At 60.1% G+C, this 19,239-nt stretch carries 19 protein-coding genes; 7 read left to right on the top strand and 12 right to left on the bottom strand.

Features of this window, described 5'->3' with window-relative positions; genetic code table 11:
* The first annotated feature begins 197 nt into the window (after positions 1-197).
* Positions 198-413 carry a hypothetical protein gene (locus WX88_RS21890; protein ID WP_046246548.1) on the top strand — a complete coding sequence of 72 codons (216 nt, stop codon included), beginning with the start codon at positions 198-200 and terminating at the stop codon, positions 411-413.
* Between the two features lie 522 nt (positions 414-935).
* Here WX88_RS21890 and WX88_RS21885 read toward each other — a convergent pair.
* The 4 genes from WX88_RS21885 to WX88_RS28165 form a co-directional block, all read right to left on the bottom strand.
* Positions 936-2,009, bottom strand: coding sequence for an alkene reductase (locus WX88_RS21885; protein WP_046246547.1), 1,074 nt, complete (start codon positions 2,007-2,009; stop codon positions 936-938).
* 31 nt (positions 2,010-2,040) lie between these two features.
* Complete coding sequence (locus tag WX88_RS21880; protein WP_156176345.1) at positions 2,041-3,459, bottom strand: alginate export family protein; 1,419 nt, start codon at positions 3,457-3,459, stop codon at positions 2,041-2,043.
* 328 nt (positions 3,460-3,787) lie between these two features.
* The gene (locus WX88_RS21875) at positions 3,788-4,882 is read right to left on the bottom strand and encodes an MBL fold metallo-hydrolase (protein ID WP_052732975.1); all 1,095 of its coding nucleotides are present in this window, start codon (positions 4,880-4,882) and stop codon (positions 3,788-3,790) included.
* Positions 4,883-4,930: 48 nt separating this feature from the next.
* Positions 4,931-5,737, bottom strand: a complete 807-nt coding sequence (locus tag WX88_RS28165; protein WP_052732974.1) for an isochorismatase family protein — start codon at positions 5,735-5,737, stop codon at positions 4,931-4,933.
* A gap of 310 nt (positions 5,738-6,047) precedes the next feature.
* Here WX88_RS28165 and WX88_RS21865 point away from each other — a divergent pair, with 310 nt between their 5' ends.
* A complete protein-coding gene (locus WX88_RS21865) occupies positions 6,048-7,622 on the top strand; it encodes a sigma 54-interacting transcriptional regulator (RefSeq protein ID WP_052732973.1) in 1,575 nt (524 codons plus the stop codon).
* A gap of 611 nt (positions 7,623-8,233) precedes the next feature.
* On the opposite strand, the gene WX88_RS28160 is transcribed toward WX88_RS21865, so the two are convergent.
* From WX88_RS28160 to WX88_RS21850, 3 genes are all read right to left on the bottom strand, one after another.
* Positions 8,234-9,034, bottom strand: coding sequence for a helix-turn-helix transcriptional regulator (locus tag WX88_RS28160; RefSeq protein ID WP_052732972.1), 801 nt, complete (start codon positions 9,032-9,034; stop codon positions 8,234-8,236).
* A gap of 290 nt (positions 9,035-9,324) precedes the next feature.
* Positions 9,325-9,984, bottom strand: a complete 660-nt coding sequence (locus WX88_RS21855) for a hypothetical protein (protein ID WP_197076894.1) — start codon at positions 9,982-9,984, stop codon at positions 9,325-9,327.
* A gap of 45 nt (positions 9,985-10,029) precedes the next feature.
* Positions 10,030-10,914 carry a helix-turn-helix domain-containing protein gene (locus WX88_RS21850; protein WP_046246545.1) on the bottom strand — a complete coding sequence of 295 codons (885 nt, stop codon included), beginning with the start codon at positions 10,912-10,914 and terminating at the stop codon, positions 10,030-10,032.
* Between the two features lie 396 nt (positions 10,915-11,310).
* Here WX88_RS21850 and WX88_RS21845 point away from each other — a divergent pair, with 396 nt between their 5' ends.
* Both WX88_RS21845 and WX88_RS21840 read left to right on the top strand, forming a co-directional pair.
* Positions 11,311-12,294, top strand: a complete 984-nt coding sequence (locus WX88_RS21845) for a quinone oxidoreductase family protein (protein WP_046246544.1) — start codon at positions 11,311-11,313, stop codon at positions 12,292-12,294.
* Between the two features lie 371 nt (positions 12,295-12,665).
* Complete coding sequence (locus WX88_RS21840; RefSeq protein ID WP_046246543.1) at positions 12,666-13,505, top strand: RNA polymerase sigma factor; 840 nt, start codon at positions 12,666-12,668, stop codon at positions 13,503-13,505.
* A gap of 23 nt (positions 13,506-13,528) precedes the next feature.
* Here WX88_RS21840 and WX88_RS21835 read toward each other — a convergent pair whose 3' ends face one another.
* The 3 genes from WX88_RS21835 to WX88_RS21825 form a co-directional block, all read right to left on the bottom strand.
* Positions 13,529-14,008 carry a hypothetical protein gene (locus WX88_RS21835; protein WP_046246542.1) on the bottom strand — a complete coding sequence of 160 codons (480 nt, stop codon included), beginning with the start codon at positions 14,006-14,008 and terminating at the stop codon, positions 13,529-13,531.
* Entirely contained in the window at positions 14,005-14,436 is a 432-nt protein-coding gene (locus WX88_RS28155) for a DUF4267 domain-containing protein (protein ID WP_197076893.1), read from the bottom strand. Before WX88_RS28155 ends, WX88_RS21835 begins: the two co-directional genes overlap by 4 nt.
* A gap of 82 nt (positions 14,437-14,518) precedes the next feature.
* Positions 14,519-15,133, bottom strand: a complete 615-nt coding sequence (locus WX88_RS21825) for a Crp/Fnr family transcriptional regulator (RefSeq protein WP_046246541.1) — start codon at positions 15,131-15,133, stop codon at positions 14,519-14,521.
* Positions 15,134-15,203: 70 nt separating this feature from the next.
* Between WX88_RS21825 and WX88_RS21820 the strand changes: the two genes are divergently transcribed.
* Together WX88_RS21820 and WX88_RS21815 are read left to right on the top strand one after the other, a co-directional pair.
* Positions 15,204-15,794 carry a DUF4269 domain-containing protein gene (locus WX88_RS21820; RefSeq protein WP_046246540.1) on the top strand — a complete coding sequence of 197 codons (591 nt, stop codon included), beginning with the start codon at positions 15,204-15,206 and terminating at the stop codon, positions 15,792-15,794.
* Between the two features lie 238 nt (positions 15,795-16,032).
* Positions 16,033-16,629, top strand: coding sequence for a hypothetical protein (locus WX88_RS21815; protein ID WP_046246539.1), 597 nt, complete (start codon positions 16,033-16,035; stop codon positions 16,627-16,629).
* Between the two features lie 169 nt (positions 16,630-16,798).
* On the opposite strand, the gene WX88_RS21810 is transcribed toward WX88_RS21815, so the two are convergent.
* Together WX88_RS21810 and tssD are read right to left on the bottom strand one after the other, a co-directional pair.
* On the bottom strand, positions 16,799-17,311 hold the full coding sequence (locus WX88_RS21810) for an SMI1/KNR4 family protein (protein WP_046246538.1): 513 nt from the start codon (positions 17,309-17,311) through the stop codon (positions 16,799-16,801).
* Between the two features lie 5 nt (positions 17,312-17,316).
* Positions 17,317-18,477, bottom strand: a complete 1,161-nt coding sequence (gene tssD / locus WX88_RS21805; RefSeq protein WP_046246537.1) for a type VI secretion system tube protein TssD — start codon at positions 18,475-18,477, stop codon at positions 17,317-17,319.
* A gap of 162 nt (positions 18,478-18,639) precedes the next feature.
* Here tssD and WX88_RS21800 point away from each other — a divergent pair, with 162 nt between their 5' ends.
* The gene (locus WX88_RS21800) at positions 18,640-19,065 is read left to right on the top strand and encodes a hypothetical protein (RefSeq protein WP_046246536.1); all 426 of its coding nucleotides are present in this window, start codon (positions 18,640-18,642) and stop codon (positions 19,063-19,065) included.
* Positions 19,066-19,239 lie beyond the last annotated feature (174 nt).

The following is a 19,239-nucleotide window of genomic DNA, read 5'->3' as shown; positions in this document are numbered from 1 at the left end:
CCGCACCCAGGATGGACAGACCCTCCGCGTTATCAAAAAATAACGACTGGATAATTACGTTTCCGCAGTTATCAGAAGCGTAAGAAAGGCTCTCTATTTAAATAGGGTAAGTGCTCCGGGAAATCGGAACGCTTACCCTATTTAAATAGAGAGCCTTTTTCATTGTAATCAGCACTAAAAGAACCCCTACCTACACGGTGGGCCCCAGCATTTACTACCGCCGCTACCTGGGCAAGAAAACCGGCCTCAACGTGAAGCTTTCTACCCGTTACTGGTACGACGTGGCTACCTCACTGAAGGACGACAAGTTCACCTTCACCGATAACTGGGACGTGACCAAAACCCACGAAGCCGTGAAAATGGGCCTGAGCTATAATCTGGGCATCGGCTACACTTTCGGGCGGAATAAGTAGAATAAGAGAAGACTGCTGAACGCCTGCCTAGCCCGGCAATGGTTCCTCTGTTTATCTAACAACCGCCCCTGTCGCGCATCAGGATAAATCAGGGTGTTGTTCAACAACAAGGGAAGCCGGCCGACTCAAAAGCCAACTCGCTCGAATAGTGGTGGGAAGGCACGACCGTGCTGGAAGAGCAGCGAGGAAGATGGTTTTGCACGCTGCCTCAAGTAGTCGAGAAAAAGTGGCAAGAACGACTGTTTATAAAATATTCCACGCCATCTGATCGGATTGTGCTTAACAAGCAACAAGCTCTTAAATCTAAACCGACAGCACGTGCCGCTATAATTTAGAGGGTTCCCTTAGCTGTTTGCTATACCTAGAAATCAAATTCCCCCTGTAGGTTGATGACCTTGGTTAAAAGTATCTAAAAGGACGGATTTACGCGCTGAAGAATGAGCCACTTGATCTATGGGTGTTTAAAACCAAATCCCTGTTTTCTTATTAGCACGATTTTGCAGGTGTTCATGGAAAAGACCTTTACAGGGCTGGATAGTCGATGTAACCCTGGGACCCTCCCCCGTAAAACGTGGCGCGGTCGGGCTCATTGAAGGCGGCCTGCCGAGCGAAGCGGGCCGGTAGGTCGGGGTTGGCCAGGGCCAGCGCCCCAAACGAGACGAGTTGAGCCCGGCCCGAGTCGATTTCCTGTTCGGCGGCTTCGCGGGTATAGCCGCCGTTGGCGATGATGGGTTTGTCGAACAACCCTCCGAAAGTAGCCAGTATGTCGGTGGGCCAGTGTGGGAAGGCGTCGAGCGGAAACAGGGGCCGCATCAGGTGCAGGTAGGCCAGCGGCAGCGTGTTCAGCTCCTGAATCAGGTACGTGTACAGCGCTTGCGGGTCGGAGTCAACCATGCCATTGAATGGAATCGAAGGCGAGAGCTTGATGCCCACCCGCGCCGGGCCCCACACCTCCACCAACGCCCGCATGACGTCGAGCACAAAGCGGCAGCGGTTGGCGATGCTGCCCCCGTATGCGTCGGTGCGGTGGTTGGCCCCGGCCACCAGAAACTGATTGGGCAGGTAGCCAAAGGCGGCGTGCAATTCCACCCCATCAAAGCCGGCGGCGTGCGCTTTTTCGGCGGCCTGCCGGTAGTCTTCCACCACAGCCGCTACTTCTTCCGTGGTCAGGGCGCGGGGTACCTCATATTCCTGCATGCCGCTGGGCGTGAAGTGTTGCTGCCCTTCAATGCGCACGGCTGAGGGCGCCACCGGCACTTCCCCACCGCGCACCAGCGAGTGGCCCACCCGCCCCGTGTGCCAGAGCTGCGCGAAAATACGGCCACCCGCCGCGTGCACCGCGTCGGTGACGGTGCGCCAGGCGGCCACGTGCGCCGCCGTGTACAGGCCCGGCGTGAGCGGGCTGCCAATGGCCTGCGCCGAGATGTTGATGGCCTCGGAAATCAGCAGGCCCATGGAGGCTCGCTGCTGGTAGTAGGTGACCGTCATGTCGCCCACTACCCCGTCGGGGGTGGCCCGGCTGCGCGTCATGGGGGCCATTACGACGCGGTTAGGAATGGAAAAAGCGGCGAGTTCGAAGGGGGTCAGGAGTTTCATGAAGAAGGGAGTGGGGATTGAGGCAGGAAATTCAAAAAACAAACGTGATGCCCGGCGAGACGTAGGCCACGTCGCGACCGGGGGTAATGGCTTCGAGCAGGCGGCCGGTCCGGAAATAGGCGGCCAGCAAGCTCAGAGTGAGGTGGCGCTGCACCTGATAGAACCCCACCAAGCTGCCTTGGGCACCCACGTACCGGCTGTCGCTGGTTTGGCCGGTGAGCAACAGCGTGGCCGCGGGCGTATAGAGCCCGTCGTGCGGGCTGGTGCGCCAAAGCAGGTTGCCGCTGAATGCGAGGGTGAGCGCCTGGTTGGGCTTGAGCGTGACCGTGGGCCGCAGCCCGATGGTGTTGGAAGGACCCAGAAAAGTGGCGGGCGGCCCAAAGTAGTAGCCGGTGGGGTAAAGCGGGTTCATGGTGCGTAACGTGGTTTCGGAGTGGCCCCTGTCGCCGCTACTCACGGCGACGCCTAGGCTGAAACGCCCCGTGCGCCGCCCCCAACGCAGGGTGTAGGTGTACCCCACGTCGCCGGTCAGCGCCCAAGCGCGCACGCTGCCCCCGGCGAAGGAGCCCAGCTGGTAGAAATTTTCGGTGTCATAGTCCCAGCCCTGTCGACGGCCGGCCAGCCGGAAGCCCAGCGTGTGCCGCGTTTCCGGCCCGGCACCCTTGGCATAGGCTATCTGGTCGTTGTGCAGGCCGATATAATACACGTCGAGGCTGGCCCCGCCGATAAGCCGGCTGAGTGGCCCTGTGGTATACAGCCCCCAAAAGGTTTGCTGGCGGTTGCGCCGGTCGTCGTTCAGGCCCGGAAAATTGAAGACCGGCTGCGCCACGAAGCCATCGACCCGCCACTGTTGCAGGCGCAACAGCAGCCGCACAGCGTCGAAACTCAAGCGAATGTTGGGCCCCTCGCGGGGCTCTACCAGCTTGCCGTTTCCATAGTACAGCTCCTGCCGCCCCGCCCGCACCGTCAGCGACCCATCGTGCCGGAGGGGCAGGACCGCATCAGCAAACGCCTGGCCCACGGCTAGCCGGTCTTCGTCGAGGGGCCCTGGCCCGCCCGTGCGACCGTTTTGCCAGCTGCTTTTAAGTTGGCCGAACAGCCGCACGTACGGGCCCAGGTGCAGGTCGGCGTGCAGCATGTAGCGTTGCAGCATGTTGCTGTTGTCGCGGGCGGACCCCAGACCCCAGTTTTCGTTGCGATAATACTGGTAGCGCAGCCGGACCTCGCCGCCCAGCGTCAGGTACCGGGTTGCGGAAGAATTCAGCCCAATAAATTTCAGCCCGTCCAGCGCGGCGGTGCGGCGGGCTGGGTCGTGCAAATAGGCGTAGTCCTCCTCGTAGCGCAACGGCAGGTAGACCGGCGAGGGCGTCGCTTTCACCACGGCCGAGTCTGCCGTTTGCGCCTGCGACGACCTGGCCACTCCTGCGCTCAGCCCGAGCGTCAACAGCATGCTCTTCCAAGACTTATACCAGCCGCTACGCCGCTTGTGGTGCCCGGCGCTACTCTCCACCTGGATAGGCCCCTAGCTGCTGTAGCATGGTGATAAAGTCGGCCCCTCCAGAGGGCAGCGCCGAATACTCCTGCTGATTAAGGGCCTTATTTTGCTTGCTGGCGTGCGTTGACATGTGCTACTCTGACGTGTTGCTTCTGGGTCGGGTCGATTGGGTTGATAGTGGGCACGGCGGCGGTATTGGCAGACATGGGACTAAGGGACAACGGGTGGTGCTACAGCACAGACGGAGCCAGCTGGGCGGCAAGACAATGGCCCCCAGCCCGGTTCACTCATTCCAGGCGTACACAACCGGCTCCCATTTCCAGGATTTCTGGCCGCGCACCGCCACGTGGCCCAGGCTTGGGAACGGGAAATGGGAGGCAAACGTCAGGCTGCGGTCGGCGGCGGCCTGGTCGAAGAGCCGGCGCCGGGTTTGCAGGGCGGCTTGCGGCAGCACGTCGCCGTAGAACGTCCAGTCCGGCTGCGCCAACGACAACACGTAGTGAGCCGCCGCGTCGCAGGTGTGCAGCAGGGTGTCGGCGCCGTCCGCGATGATGAGTCCCAAATGCCCCGGCGTGTGACCCGCCGCCGCCAGTGCCGTGATGCCCGGAATAAACTCCGGGCCGTAATCGACTAGCGTCACCCGCTCCTTGATGGCGGGCAAGGTCAGGCGGGCCAGGGCAAAATTCGTTTCCATGCCTTTGGGCACCGGGGCCGTGGTCCAGTAGTCCCAGTCGGCTTTGGTCATGTAGTACTGCGCCTTCGGGTAAGCCAGCGTGCCCGCCCGGTCCGTCAGCCCGCCAACGTGGTCAGGGTGGCCGTGAGTCAGGATGATGCTGTCCACGTCTTCGGGCTTTACGCCGGCCGCTTCCAGTCGGCTCCGGGTGTGGCCCAGCGGTGCCACCACCGGGGCCAGCGGCCCGAGCAGCGGCTTCAGGCTGTCGTTTAGGCCCGTATCAATCAGCACCATCCGCGAGCTGGTATACACCAGCAGCGTGGTGGTTTGATTGACGACCTGCTTGGTTGGCAAGAAATTCTCCTGCAAGGTTTTGTCTATCTGTAGGCTGTTGGCGTTGGCTGCGTACCACTGCGCCGGAAACGTCAGGTAGCCGTCGCTGATGGCCAGGCACTCAAAAGAGCCAACCCGGAATTTGTAGGTGCCAAACGCCTCCCGAAACCGGGAACCGGCCACGAGGCCGGGAGCAACCAGCGGCGGCTCGGCCCCAAGCGCGGTCAGGGCGCTAAGCAGCGGGGCCGCCCCGACCAGGCCCGCTGTCGCGGCGGCTCCGCCCAGAAACGTTCGGCGGCTCAGAGAGCGGTCCGGTAGCTCGGCCGGCGGGGCTCCCGCTTGCGGAAGTTCAGAAGAGTGGCTGGTGCACATAATAAAAATCAATCGGCGCCACAGGAGGGCTTTGGACTTGAAGAGGGCTTATTTCTTGAAGAAGGTATCGTTGAGTAGACTGGTCACGCCCACGTATTGACCGTAGAAGGCTATTTCTTTGGGAATGTTGGCCTTGGCGGCGGCAGGGTCGGTTTCGGCCAGGTTGTTTTGCAACTCGGCCACCAGCGCCTGCACGTTGACGGGAATGCCCCCGGCCTGCACGATGCGGGTCATAGCCAACGTATTGATTTGTTCGTCCCAGGAGGCACAGGCATCGCCCACCACGTACACATCGTAGCCCTGCTGAATGGCCGTAATAACCGGAAACACCACGCACAAATCCGTCGTGATGCCGCCCACAATCAGCTTTTTGCGGCCCGTAGCCTTTACCGCGGCATTGAAGGCGGGGTCCGACATGGAATTGTAGAACAGCTGCCGATCGTGCTGCTTCACGTCCGGAAACATGGCCGTGAGGGCGGGCAGGGTGGGCCCGGCCGGCCCTTTCTCGGCCCCGCCGGTGGTCGTTATCACTACCGGCAGGTTATACATCTTGGCGATGGTGCCCAGCGCCAGCACGTTATTGATAAGCTTTTTCTGCTCCATCGACTGGCAGCCCAGCAGCAGGTTGGTCTGGTAGTCGATGAGCAGCACAGCCGTGTTTTGTGGCGTGATTTTGCCGAAATAATCGCTCGTGCGGGAGCCCGGCGCAGTTGAGGCCGCCGTAGCGGCACTACGGCGCTGTGCGGCGGCCTCCTCAGGGCCAAGGCTCGTTAGGGCCAGCGTGCCCAAGCCGGCAAGCGCCGTTTTGCTTACCATCTCGCGGCGGCTCATCGAGTCATTCAGGGGTTCGGTCATGGAAAAAAGAGGTAATTAAGAAGAGTAAGCACATGGAGGCACCACCGTTTCAGCGGGAGTCACCAAGTTGAGTTGCGGTGGCGCTTTCCTAATTCTATGCCAAGTCTGACCTATCTCAAAAAACGACCCCCCAGCCTCTCAAAGCCACTTTTTTGTACCGCGCGCCCGAAGTCCAGATGCAGGGCCTCCGAAAAATAGGTGCTATGTTTGCGTGGAAACACGAAAAATCGTGGGCTAAACGTGGGGCAAGGAGTAGTCATACTTCCCTGCTTGGCGGTCTGCCACTACCTTCGGCCCGGCGGCTCACTTTATGAAACAGCACCTCGACGTTCTCTTGTCCATCAGCCAAGCGGTAGCTACCATCCACAACCGCGACGAGCTAATGAGCGTGATGACGACTTTGCTCAAGCCCTTATTTGGCTTTGATGACGCCGTGGTTATGGTTATCGACGTAGCCGCTCAGCAGTTCCGAACCTTGTACGCCAGCGCGCCAGCTGACCGCACACGGCACACGGCCATCCCGGCCCTCTACGACAACCAGCCGTTACCTGGCTCCCTGGTCGAGTGGATAATTGCCCAGGCGGCGCCGTTTCGCATGGACACCGGCGAGATAGTAGCGCGCTTTCCCGAATTGCCCGGCACCCGGCTCATGCGCGATGTTGGCATTCAGGATTCACTGATGGGGGCGTTGCGGTGCGGAGGCCAGGTTATTGGCTCGCTGGGGCTCCACTCCGAAACGCCGGGGCACTTCAGCGCTTATCAACAAGAGCTGTTTCAGGATGTGGCTGACTTGTTGGCGGTTGCGGTTGGCAACGTGCTGGCCAACGAGGAGATACTGGCCCTCAAGCAGCAGCTGGAACTGGAAAAAACCTACCTAGTCGAGGAAATCAAGACCACGCACAATTTCACCGACATCATTGGCACCAGCGCCGTGTTGCAAGCGGCCTTCCACCAAGTGGAGCAGGTGGCGCCCACCGATTCGACCGTGCTGCTCGAAGGCGAAACCGGAACCGGGAAAGAGCTGTTTGCCCGGGCCGTGCATGACCAGTCGCCGCGCCGCGGCCGGGTACTTATCAAAGTCAATTGCGCGGCCCTTCCGCCTCAGCTTATTGAAAGTGAGTTGTTTGGTCACGAGCGCGGGGCCTTTACGGGAGCGCACGAGCGGCGCATCGGCAAGTTTGAGCTGGCGGCGGGCAGCACTATTTTTCTAGATGAAATCGGCGAGCTGCCGTTGGAATTGCAAGCCAAGCTGCTGCGCGTGTTGCAGGAGCGGGAAATCGAGCGGCTGGGGGGGCGGCAGCCCATTCCGGTCGATGTGCGCGTGGTAGCGGCTACCAACCGCCGCCTATCCACTGAAGTAGCGGCGGGCCGCTTCCGGGCCGATTTGTACTACCGGCTCAGCGTATTCCCCATCTACCTGCCGGCCTTGCGCGAGCGAACTGACGATATTCCGCTGCTGGCCAATTACTTCCTGGAAAAATATAGCCGCCGCATGAAGAAGCCGGGCCTCGGCATCAAAGCCGGGGCCATGCTGGAACTGCTCCGATACGAGTGGCCGGGCAATGTGCGCGAATTGGAAAACGTGATTGAGCAAGCCGTTATCCTGACCCGAGACGCCCACCTGAGTTGGGGCCGCCCGCTGGGCCGCGCTCTGCCCCGCGCCGAGCCGCCGGCCCCCGCCCGCCCCGCCGCCAACGGCGCGTTTCAACCGGCCGCGGCGTTGAAGCAGGCCGCGGGTGTGGTGGAGAAAGAAAACATCCTGGCCGCGCTTCGGCAAGCCAACGGCCGCATCCGGGGCACGCACGGAGCGGCTGCCCTGCTGCATATGCCGCCCACTACCCTCGAATCTAAGATGAAGCGACTGGGCATAGCGCGAAAGTTTTAGCGCCGCTAGTCCGGCTGCCTTTGCCAACGGATAAGCACCCCAAAAGAGGCCTCAGTTAAAAGTTTGGTCCAGAAGTTAAGCACGCCATCTCCCAACGTAGTGCCCACACGCTAGAAACCTGCCTGCATTCAGATGTTTTTAGCCCGGTTTGCTCAATAAAACGACCGTGGCTGTTGCCGAAGTCACTAGGTTGTTTTCCATTCTGGTGTACGGCTAGCCAGGCGGCGTCGTATGCCCGGTTAATGCGCTTATTTGGGCGTCACGCAGTAGGCTACCACTGTAGAAAGGGCGCGGTCATGAGCTCTGCAACAACCATGACCGTTTACTTGAACTGCTTATTGCCGGAAGAATCTCTTAATTCATTTTTGGTCGCACAGGCTCTTGAATGGCACTTACTTTGGCGTATGAAGTCTCTGATTCATTATTCCAGCAAATGGGTTCTATGTTCGCTCTTGCTCGGGAGCTGCCGAGAGCACGACGCGCCTATTACCCTACACGGAGTTCTTGTAGTAACGGGACATGATTCTACGCTAAGTGCTTAGCGTAGAATCATGTCCCGTTACTACAAGAATCCCACTGACCTATCGGGCGTTGAGACAACAATTAATTAGTCAGGCTTTCTTAAATTCTTTAGGTAGAAAACCGGTTGTTGCCTGAAAGGAACGAGTGAAATGGCTTTGGTCGGCGAAGCCACAGGTATAGGCTATTTCAGTGAGGGATAGAGCCGTGGTTTTAAGTAGCACCAGGGATTTATCTACCTTTATTTTCCGTACATACGTGCTGAGCGTGCAGAAAAAATAGTGTGGAAAATAGCGGGATACAGTGACTGGATGAACGCCGAGCGTGCCGGCAATATCCTGTAAATCGAAGGGCGTATTCCACTGGTCGTGCAATAGCTCTTTGAGTGCGATAATCCAGGTCGGCGGCTTCTTGGGTAATCTGACCGGCAGCTTGCTGGCAAAAAGCTCGTAGCCCAGCAATTCGAGGGAGGCCGGGGAGTAGTCAGGGCTCACCAACTCATGGTACAGCTTGAGCAAGGCGAATTTGGTATCCATCCCGTCCGATTCCGATGCCAAGTGATGGAGACGGGCTTCTGTCAGCCCCATTTCGCTCACCAAACCCGAGCTGACCTGCAAGTTGAACTGGCGGGCCTGCCCCGCGTAGCCAACGCAGCGGTGCAACTCTCCGGCCGGCACAAACTTGATAGCCCCTGGCTGCCGCTTATGATGCCGACGCAGCAGCTCTTCTTCGTAGGTGCCATTCACCAGGAGCCCCAGGCTTAACTCTTCGTGCGAATGCCAGTCTTCAAACGAGGCGTCGTGCTCGTAGGTAGTCAGGGCCAGGTTGAAACCGCTCACCGATTGAAAAAGCTGGTTTGTTCCCAGAAACGACTTGAGCAAGGAATGGGGCATAGCAGCAGGCGTGAGGAGCAGCCCGCGAAGTGGCCAGTCCAAAGGAGAGATGAGCATCGGTCGCGGCAGGTACGTAGCACCTGTCCGCATCGGCTTTTGCAACAGCGGGCCTAACGCTCTGTTTTCGATATTATTTGAGCACGTTGGGGTCGTCTCAGAAAACGGAAGGAATAGCACGTTAAGGCCTGAAAAGGGGACGCAGGGGCTGACAGTTGAGTGTTATGAGTAGGCCTCTCAGAAAACGGTCAAATTCCTTAACGTGCTATTCCTTCCGTTTTCTGAGACGACCCCTAATTGAACTCTTTGCGCAGGAACAGCCCGTAATTCTGCCGGAAAGTGAAGGCCACGCCGGTCTGTTCAAAATTGACACCTACGCCAAACTGAAAAAGCTTTTTGTACTCCAGACCGATGCGGACCTGCTGATAACTGTAGAGATGTTCGTTGCCCTGGAAGAGCGGCTCGAACGTGAGCTGGTTGAACGCCTTCCAGGTGTCGGTGAGTGGGGGCCGGTAAAAGAGTAGCCCAAACAGGCTGTAGTTGAGGGTGCGAGTGCCCGGCACGAACTGGGCGGAGGGAAACAGATTGAAATACAGGGTGGGAGTAGCTTTCTGGTAGGACAGCGCCACGAGCGGAACAAATACTCCGCCGACAAACCGCCCACCGCCCGCCAAGCCCCAGCTGGTCGTAAAATTGTAAATACCGACCTGGTAGATTTCGGACACGTTGCGGGCTTTGTCCTGGTAGTCTATTGTGAAGGTCGTGAAATTAAACAGGGTGATTTTTTCGTGGGCATCGACCGGTTTGTACCACAGAAAATTATACTCAAGAGCGTTGTTGCCAACAAACGCTTGCGGGGCTAACTGGGCGCAAGCTGCAAAGGGATACCCTGCCCCAAGCCCGAAAAACAAAACTATGGCCACCTTTTTCATCACCGTCATACTTTTTTGCAAAGCTGTGAGCGGCTCGCAGATGGTGGGCTGCGAATAAGTCGGTAATTACTTTGAATTTTCCTGCCGGTACTGCTGGGGGGTTTGGCCAGTGAGCTTCTTGAAGTAGGTAAAAAAGTAGTCTGTTGTGGCGAAATTCAACTCGTAGCCCACTTCAACGGAGGATAAGTTAGTGTGAAGTAGCAAGGCTTTAGCGTAGGTGATGCGGGCGCTGCTCAGGATTTCCAAAGCGTTGCGGCCGGTGGCATTTTTGACCGCTTGCGACAGGTATTTGTCCGAGACGTGGAGCAGGTTGGCGTACTCCTTGACGGTGGTCAGCCGGAGGAAATTTTCCTGTACACAGGACTTGAAATCACGGGCCAATTCCACTTCGCGGTAACTGGTGGCCGGCACCAGGGCGTGGCCCGTAGCGTGGTGTTTGACTTTGGTGAGCAGGGCGGTGGTTAGGCTTTGAATGGTTTCTCGGGCGGCGGGGCCGTATTCGGTGTATTCGTAATTTATCAGGCCGAAAATTTTCAGCAACTCGTCGGCACCTTTCCGGTCTAGGCGAACGAGGGGCGAGTGAGTTGATTGAAAAAAGGCGTACTGGCGGTCGAGATTGCCTGGAAGGAAGTCGCGGTGGAAGAACAAGCTAAATCCGTCGCCGGGGCGGAAGGCATGCTGGGATTCGTAAACGCTTTGCAACCGGCTGGGGCCGATGACGGCCAGGGCCCGTTTTTCGCCCGCGAACCGAAAGTCATCGACCTGGAAATCACAGCCCATGTTGACATCGAGTGTGATTTCGTAAAACTGGTGGCGGTAGGCGGGCAGGGCCAAACGGGCATCGGAATTCAGTTGGCCGCAATCGTAAATCAAGAAATCCTCCATGCGCTCAGGCAGCCGAAGGTTGGTGTGTTGCCGGTAATCTTGAATGCGGTGGAAGTTTTGAACCATGACAGCAGCGAGTGGAAGGTGCGGAGGAAAACGTATGGGGTAGATAGCTCAGGCGGGTGCGCAGGGGCAGATGCAGCGCAAACCCGGGACACCGGGCCTTGGTTACGGCGCAGGCAATCAGGGGAGGTAATGAGGATTCCCCTTGGCGAAGTCGCACTCCTCGATTTATACACTTGCTAAACACAAAATAAAGCTAGGAAACGACCTCCTTTCGCCCCGGCCATGGAGCTGTTCTAATAATTAGAACTAGTGACGATGATGACTACAGATGGCGTGGGGTCGCGCCCGGTACGGCTGGGCCCCGCGCCATCCGTCCCATTTCCGCCCGTTTTGATGGGCTCAGTCGTCTAAGCTGCATCACCCTTAAAAACAGCATCCATGACGACTGCGACAACAATGAAACAAGTGCAAATCCAAGCTTACGGCTCGCCTGATGTCCTGCAAGTGGTGGGAGCCGGCATCCCGGTTCCAGCGCCCGGCCAGGTGCTGGTGAAGGTGGAAGCTGTGGGCGTAAACTACGCCGACCTGTTGCGGCGGCGCAACACCTATTTCGCCCCCACCCCGCTGCCCAACGTGCTGGGCAATGAGGCCGTCGGCGCCATCGTGGCGGTGGGGGCCGGAGTGGGCGCCCCCTATGCGGTGGGTACGCGGGTACTGGCCATTTTGCCGAGCGGCGGGGGCTACGCCGAGTACGTGGCAGCCGAGGCGCCGTACTGCGTGCCGCTGCCCCCGAGCATTCCGGCCGCCGCGGCCGCCGCCATCTTCGTGCAGGGCACCACGGCTCAGCTGATAATCAGCCACCTGGTACCGGACCTGGCGGGCAAAACCCTGCTCGTGCACGCGGGCGCCAGCGGCGTGGGCACCCTCCTGATTCAGCTGGCTAAGCGGGCCGGGGCGGCCCGCATTATCGCCACCGCCAGCAGTGCCGAGAAGCTGGCACTGGCCGCTTCGCTGGGCGCCGATGCCGGAGTGAACTACACCGAAGCGCAGTGGCCCGAACAGGTGCTCGCGGCCAACGAAGGGCAAAAAGTGGACGTCGTCTTCGAGATGGTGGGCGGTGAGGTCTTCAACCAGAGCTTCGCCTGCCTGGCCATGGGCGGGCGCATGGTGGTGTACGGCGCGGCCAGCCACGTGCAGGGCGTGCTGCATTCTGAGCAACTGCCCAACCAGGGCCATAGCGTGCTGGGCTTCAACCTGGCCTATTATTTAACCCACCAGCAACCACTGTGGCAGGCGGCGCTGGGCACCATCATCGGCCTGCTGGCTCAAGGAGAGCTGCGGGTGCAAACCGCCAATTCGTTCGCCCTGGCGGATGCCGCCGAGGCCCACCGGCAGATGGAAGCCCGGCAAACGACGGGCAAAGTGGTACTCGTACCTTGAAAACCGATTATGAAGCTGACCAACAAAACCATCCTGATTACGGGCGGTACGTCGGGGCTGCTACGCTGTCCTGTTCACGTAAGCCGTTGGCTTGCTTGCGCACATTACCCCGCCTGGTACCACGAGATGCCTTCTCTATCTTGAACGCCAATAGAGCCGATTCGAAGTCGGTGTACCGGACTATGCCGTAGCGCGAACTGTGTAGTTCGCGTCCCAGAACGAGCTACTGGCGCGGGGATGCGAACTACACAATTCGCGCTACGGAAGACGAAACCGCTCTACGATGACGACAACCTGCTCTCCTTCTCCCTTTGGCCGTGGCCTCTTCGGATAGGGGGAGCTAAACGGACTATCCTCTTCATTCCCCGCCCATGCACCCCAACTCTCCTCCACTGCTCACCGATGCCGTCAAGGGCAACATCAATGCGTTTCAGGGCCTGTTTGCCGATTTTCACCCGGCCCTGAAATCCTACCTGTACCGGCTGGTGACGGACCGCAACGATGCCGAAGACCTGGCGCACGACACCTTTATCAAAGCTTTCGATAAGCTGGTTACTTTCCAGGGCCAGGCGTCGCTGAAGACCTGGGTGTTCCAGATTGCAACCAACCTGGCCTACGACCACCTCAAGGGGCGCAAGCGGTGGCAGCCCGACGTCAAAGCCCAGGGCAAGGCGCTGTGCATGAGCAATACCGACGTGTACGACGCCATCATGCGCGTGCACGAGGCCTCAACCGAGAATGCCTACGACCTCAAAGAGCACATCAACCACTGCTTCACCTGCATGGCCAAAACCCTGCCCATCGAGCAGCAGGTGGCCCTGATTCTAAAAGACGTGTACAACTTCTCCATCAAAGAGCTGGCGCTAATTCTGGAGAAGTCGGCCGACGTGGCCAAGCACCTCGTGCAGGATGCCCGCCACCGGCTGATGGACATCTTCGAGCACCGCTGCGCACTGATTAACAAAGCCGGCGTCTGCCACCAGTGCTCGGAGCTCAACGGCCTGTTTAACCCCCGCCAGAACCGGCAGGAAGAATTCAACAAGCTGGACCTGGTGAAAGGCTCCAAGCGGTTCGACCGGGCCGGGCTGCTGGCCCTGCGCACCACCCTGGTCAAGGGCATCGACCCGCTGCGTGCGCCCGGTGCCGATTTGCAGGACATCCTCATGCGCTGCGACCGCCTGGCCATGGGGGAGGTAACGACGATGAGCTGAGAGCGGCGGGGCCTAGTCCGGGCTCAGCGGGGCAGGTGCAGGGCGGCGCTTATCAGGGCTGCCATTGCCAGGGTGAGGGCGGCGGCCCGTAGGCCAATGACGCTGTCCCACCGCTGTTGTAGGGCGCGGGCATTGGGCGGGGTCAGCCCCTGCTCGGCGGCGGCGGTCTGCACCCGATTGACCGGCTGGGCCACCCGCAGGTACGCCCCTAGCTGGGTTAGCATACCCGTGAGGGCCAGCAGCGCCAGGCGGCCCGCCACGGTGGTCCAACCGCCCGCGGCAAAAAACAGGCCGCCGGTTGTGAGCAGGGCCGTGGCCCCCACCACGGGCATCCGGGCATCGGCCACGGCGTGCAGATGGCCCAGCACCTGGGTCAGGCTAGCCTCGTCGGCCCGCCGGAGGGCCCGGCGGGCGACCAGAGCAAAAAACACGTCGGTACCGTACACGACGCCGCCGCTCAGCAGCGCCAGGGCCACTAGCCCCTGAGACCAGGCGGCGCTCATGACGCTTGCCCGGCTAGGGCCTGCGGCTGCCGGACGCTGAAATCAGCGGCCGCCGCGGGCGCGGTGAGGAAGGAGATGCCCAAGCCCAGGCAAAGCCCGATGGCAATCAGATGGGGCAGCTCCAGGGCCAGGGTGGCCGTGGGCTGCGCCAGCACGACGGCCACATCCACGCTGGGAATCAGCGTGCCGAGCAGCATGACCCAGCCCAGGGCCCGGTCGTAGCCGCGCCCCACGAACACCACCATGAGCAGGCCGGAAAAAACATCCCGAATGCCCTTGGCATAGTGAAAGGCATAGCTGCTACCGCTAGGCAGAAAAACGCCGAATCCCTCGGCCCCCACGCGGGGAGCCAGCAGGAAGCGGACACCAATGAAAACCAGGCCGAGGCCGGTGAGCAGACTAAGTCCGCGGGTGATGGAACGACGCATAGCGTTATTGATTTGGTACGCCACAAAATTCCGGCGGCCCGGGCGGCCACGCATTCACCCAAGTGCATAAATGCGGCGGCCCCTACCGAACCGAGCGGGCCCGGATGCGGCTTAGCGACTGCGGCTTGACGCCCACGTAGGAGGCGATGTAGTACTGCGGAATGCGCTGCTGCAAGTCGGGGTAGGTGCGGGCGAATCGGGCGTAGCGCTCCTCCGGCGTCTCCTCGTAGAAGGAGGTCAGCTGGCGCAGAATGTCCACGAACAGCTGCTCGGCCACCAGGCGGCCGAACTTTTCGCCTTCCCGAAATTCCCGGTAAAGCCGCTGCAGGTTATCGTAGGAAATGGTGAGTATTTGCGCGTCTTCCAGGGCCTGAATGGCGTGCACGGCGGGCTGAGCCGGCAGGAAGCTCTCGTAATCGCCAATAAATTCCTGCTCGCGGCCGAAGTAGTACGAATGCTCCTGGCCGTCGCGGCTGCGGAAGTTGTGAAACACGCCGCGCACCACGAAGCCAATTTTGCGGCTCACCTCGCCGGGCCGCAGGAAAAAATCACCCTTCGCAAGCGTTTCCGGCACAAACCACTCCCGCACAAGGTCCTCCTCAGCCGGGCTCACCGCAATAAAGTGGCGGATGGCCGCCAGGAGCGTATCGTGTAGCATTAGTAGTTGAAGCTGTAGTGAGCCCAATTTATCACGCATTGCCTAAACAGAAGCCTCGTGGAGCGGTATATCGGTAAATGTTAACACCCCCAAAACACGTCTGTCAGTGATGCCTGATTGGAAAGACCCCCGGTATTTGCGGACGGGTAACCGCCGGCAGCAACGCGCTTACGCCGTGTTGCAGGAGCTTGACATTTGGGTGACCTTGAGGGCCTATGACCCGGTGTTGGCCGGCACCATCCCCCTGAACATCGACCTTGCCAGCAGTGATTTGGATGTTATCTGTGAAGTCCCGCCCGGGGCCCAGGAGCCATTCAAGAAGCTGCTGCGCGAGCACTACGGGCACTTGGCCGGCTTTCACTTAAAGCAAACGGTTATCAGTGGGCACGACTCGATTGTGAGCTGCTTTCGCTATGCCGGGGTCGAGGTAGAGCTCTTCGGCCAGGCGCTCCCCACCGTGCAGCAAAATGCCTTTCGGCATCTGGTAGTAGAGCACGCCGTGTTGCAGGCCGGCGGCGAAGTGTGGCGCGCGGCCGTGCAGCGCCTCAAGCAACAGGGCCTGAAAACGGAGCTGGCTTTCGCCACCCTGCTCCAGCTACCGGGCAATCCCTACGAGGCCCTGCTAACGCTGGAAGGCATGTCGTTGCCCGAGTTAGCCGCCCGGCTGGCAAGGTGCCCCCTCCCAACCGAGTGGGAGTAGGATGTGAGTACTCCCGCTGCTTAGACGGGTATCCGTTATACCTGGCGGGGCCGCAGGTGAGGCACTAAGCCGATAAATGAAAACCAGCCACGTGCGAGCTGCCTAAAGAACAGGAGTAGTAATCATTTCAGCCTAAAAACGATTGCTACTTTCGACAATCGCGGCGTAGCGTAGCAATCATTTTCAGGCGGCAACGTTTGCTACGCTACCATTAGCCACTGACTAACCTGCTCGTTTTATGCCCCGTCGTGCCCTGCCTTCCACTACGTTATCGGCCGTTGTACGGGCGCGGCTGGGTATATCCCGGCAGGAGCTTGGCGACCTGCTGGGCGTGCGCGCGGGGCAGGTGGGGCACGTTGAGGCCGGGCGACGGAGCTACTCGGCGCAGCCCCAGGCGCGGCTGCACCGGCTGGCCGCCCTGCTGCCGGCCCCGTCAGCGGCACCCGCGCCCGTGGCCACTTCCCTCCCACCCGGCCCCACCCTGGCCGAAGCCACAGCCTTGCGCGCCCGCCTGCGCACCTGCCGCCACGAAGCCCAGCAGCTCCGCGACCAGCAAGCCGCCTGGCCCGCCCAGGATGCCGCCCTGCGCCAGCGCCAACAGGCCCTGACGGCCCTTAATACGGCGCTGGCCGCCCCCCTCCCTACCCCGGCCGACCCAGCGGCCAACCCCACCCGCGAACGGGCCTGGCTGGAGCTGCTGGAGCTAGCGACCACCCGCCTGGCCCGTCGCCAACCCAGCCCCACGGCGCGGGCCCTGGTGGCCCTGCGGCTGCGCCTGCTCGCGGAAGAAATCGCCACGCTGGAGGCGCTGCTGCCCGCTGAGCAGAAAGGGTAAGCCTGGTTTGAGGGGCGCGCAATGCCCATTAGGCGAAGCCCTACTACGCGCAACGAATAAAAGGATGACTATCCTCCAAGGACAGTGGAATCCATTTCGGGAGGCTAAAACGCGCTCCATCAAAAGTCTCGGTGGGGCCCGACACGCCCCCACCCATACCAGGGTGAGATTAGACCGGCGTGCCTTCGACCAACCCGTCGAGAAAGGCCGTGAAGGAAGGGGCCAGGAAGTGTACCCCTGGGCCGTAGTCCAGCGGGGCGGGCGGGGTCGATTCGTCGGTTTCCTCGTCGTACTCTCCCTCCGGAGGCGTGTAAAACTCGTGGGCGATGTAGTACACGCTGCCGTAGTCCTGCGGGCCCACGCTCAGTACGAAGAGGTCCCCACCCCCATCTCGGCCAAAGGGGACCAAGTCGTCGTGTAGCTGGTCCCTTAGCGATTTTAGGCTACGTTCCAACGTGCTTTCTCCATAACGAACGGAATAGAAGTCACTAATGTCACGGTCTACTCGCTCCCCATCAGGCTGGACTTCCGTGAAAATGGGACGGTGGGGCCAGCCCCCGTTATGCTGAAGAAGGTGTTGTTTGTAATCTTCCGGAAGCGTGAATCCATACTGTTGCTCAATGGCCTCAATATCGGCACGCGTTGCGGGCGTTTCCGCTCCAATCCAAGGATTAGGTTCCATAAACGTTATTTATAAAGGGCGCGTCCGATGTGTTCATTACACTGGTCGCAGGAGCCAAAGTGAATAAAAGTATCATTGTGTGCCTCTTCCTTTACGAGTTCCATCGTGCAGGTGCCATAGGGGGGTGGCGTGCCGGTAGTTGGTACAAAGTCATTGCGGTGATGCCAGGTATACCCTTTGGGAGGTCGTTCTGGCCGGCGTCCCTGAGAGGCGACCAAATCGGTCAACCTCGCCTCGGCGTTAGCCGCTTTGAAGTCACCTCCTCGGCTACCCGTCATCTTGATTTGGACTACGTTCCTCTGGTTTCCCGTGACTGGAAACATGTGCTCGGTCCCAGCATAGGTTGGCTCTCCGCCTAGCGTTAGTGGAATACGTAGAAGTCCCTTTCTTGTGCCTGTAACGTTATAGGCTTGCTGGTTCTGAGCGTCATACACGGCAGCCATCCTTCCATCCGCGCCGACACGGTAAGTAAACGGGTCGCCAGCTACGTGAAATTCGGTCATGCGGTGTTCTTGCATGAACGTGAACTTCTTATTTTTAGCGCTTTGGGAGTCGTCCCAACGACCCTGGACCAAGGCGGCCCACTCCGCTGGGCTCAGATGCACCTGAGCATGGTCAGGTGAAGGATTGGGAATCGGAGCCGGCAGGTGCGGGGGCACATCGTCCGGGGAAACGAGTTTGCGGGGGCCACTGGGCGAAGACGCTGCTTGACCGCCAATGGCCGCATCGAGCACCGCCACCACGGGCGGCACCCCATGTTCCCGAGCCGGGGGGGCCACGAAAGCAGCCACGGGTCCGCCCGCCGTCATCGTGAAGCCGCCGGGGCCGGTCAGCTCCACGTAGGCTACGTAGCGGCCGTGTTCGCCTTCCTCGAACTCCTCCTCGTAGCCCGTGCAGTAAGCCGTGGCCAGGCTCACCGTCTCGATGGGAATGCCCCCGGCGCTGTCGAAGAAGGTAACATCGGCCGGGTAGTGCGTGGCAGGCGCCGCCGCCAGGGCTTCGAGGAACGTATCGTTCGGCACGTCCATCACCAGGGCCAGCTGGCCGTGGCGGACGCGCTCGATGGCCCGGCCCCGCTCGTTGGTGCCCTGGTCAACCCCGTACTGACAGCTGATAAGCGGGTAGACGTGGCCGGCGATGTGCAGCTCGGCGTAGATAGCACCCATTAGCTAGGAAGGGATAGAAGGTGGAGGGAGGCCGCAAAACTACTGGATTCCATGATCTGCGGAGATAGTTATCAATAAAAATTTTTATTTTAGCAATATACCTACACATCCTTCCGTTTATGCCGCATCGTCTCACCCTTCACTTATTCCCAACCCACTCTCATGGCCCTGTCCGTAAACCTGCTGACCACTACCGCCCAGTGCGATGCCATCATCACCATCCTCGATGACCGGTTGCGGGTCATCACGAAGCGCGAAGGCGACTTCGACTATCAGCGCGACAACGCCACCGACGATGCCACCGGAGTCGCGGCCCGCCTCACGCGCCTGACCAGCAAAATCACGGAGCTGAGCTCTTCCCTGGCCACCCAGACACCCGGTACCGATGAGCACCGCCGCACCGACGAAGACCTGACCGATGCCCAGTACGAACAGAAAAAGCTCACCTTCCGCCAGCAAGACCGCGGCCCCGTGTACCTGGTACTCCGCGAAGTAGATGTAGACGAAACCCAGGGCCGCCGCACCCGCCTCGAAACCAGCCGCGCCGCCGTGGTGGAGCGCAAAGAGGCCCTGGCCCGGACCGCCTAGCGAACCGCATCTGCCGCTCGCATTATAACAGAAAGAGCCCCCAGCGGTATGCTGAGGGCTCTTTTTTATAGAGCCGGGGCCAACCCCGGCAGTAGTAGCACCATGAAGCTCCGCGGGGCATTAGCTACGCTGACCTTCGGGTTGAGGGAGGTTAGTGCTCCGGGGCGAGACACC

This window comes from Hymenobacter terrenus (assembly GCF_000972495.1).
GTDB classification, from domain to species: domain Bacteria; phylum Bacteroidota; class Bacteroidia; order Cytophagales; family Hymenobacteraceae; genus Hymenobacter; species Hymenobacter terrenus.
This window is presented reverse-complemented; position numbering and strand designations above follow the sequence as displayed.